This is a genomic window from Nocardia jiangxiensis NBRC 101359 (assembly GCF_000308615.1).
GTDB classification, from domain to species: domain Bacteria; phylum Actinomycetota; class Actinomycetes; order Mycobacteriales; family Mycobacteriaceae; genus Nocardia; species Nocardia jiangxiensis.
On the sequence record NZ_BAGB01000056.1, the window covers coordinates 1 to 935 of the forward strand.

Here is a 935-nt window from a genome sequence, read left to right on the forward strand (position 1 = left end):
GGGAAAATTCTGAGCCCAACGGCCAAGCGCCGGGCCGTGGACATGCTCACCCAGGTCAAGAGCATGTCCGAGCGGTTCGCGTGCAAGGTCGTCGGGCTGCACAGGTCGACGTATCGGCGGCTGCCTGCCGCGCAGACCCTGGCCGATCCGGACGCGGGTTTGCGGACCTGGCTCCGCGCCTACGCGGTGACACACCCCGGTCACGGGTTCAGGCGGGCCTGGGCGACGTTGCGGTTCGACGAGGGCGCAGGTGTCAACATCAAGAAGGTGCACCGGCTCTGGCGCGAAGAGGGCCTGCAGGTCCGCGAACACCATCCCCGCAAACGGGCGGGGATCTCCTCGGCGCCACCCATCGATGCCGATGCCCCGAAAGTGGTGTGGGCGTTGGACTTCCAATTCGACTCCACTGTCGACGGCCGAGCGGTGAAGATCGCGTCGATGATCGACGAACATACCCGCGAATCGTTGCTGCATCTGGTGGAACGCTCGATCACCGCCGAACGGCTGGTCGCCGAGCTGCAGAAGGTGTTCACCACGGCCGGCGGCCCGCCGCGGGTGCTGCGAATGGACAACGGGCCGGAGATGATTTCGGTTGCACTGCAACGGTTCTGCGCCGACCGGGTCGGGATCTCCTACATTCCGCCAGGCACGCCCTGGAACAACGGATTCGTCGAATCGTTCAACCGGCGGTTGCGGACTGAGTGCCTGAACCGCAACCACTGGACCAGCCTCCTGGAAGCCCGAGTGGTGATCGGCGATTTCAAGACCGACCACAATCGGCGGCACCGACATTCGGCGCTGGGCTACCTGACACCAGCCGAGTACGCTGCGGCCTGCACCCACACCCACCACCCGGTGGCCTGCGGGACCAACTGAACACGGAACGAAATCACCTGGCTCTATTCCCGGGTGGTCTCGTCATCGGGGACCGCTCA

At 65.3% G+C, this 935-nt stretch carries 1 protein-coding gene; it reads left to right on the top strand.

All coding sequences use genetic code 11. The features are described from left to right. Positions 1-876: IS3 family transposase (locus tag ON40_RS25390; protein WP_157186417.1), on the top strand; the 876-nt coding region annotated here is incomplete at its 5' end. Positions 877-935 lie beyond the last annotated feature (59 nt).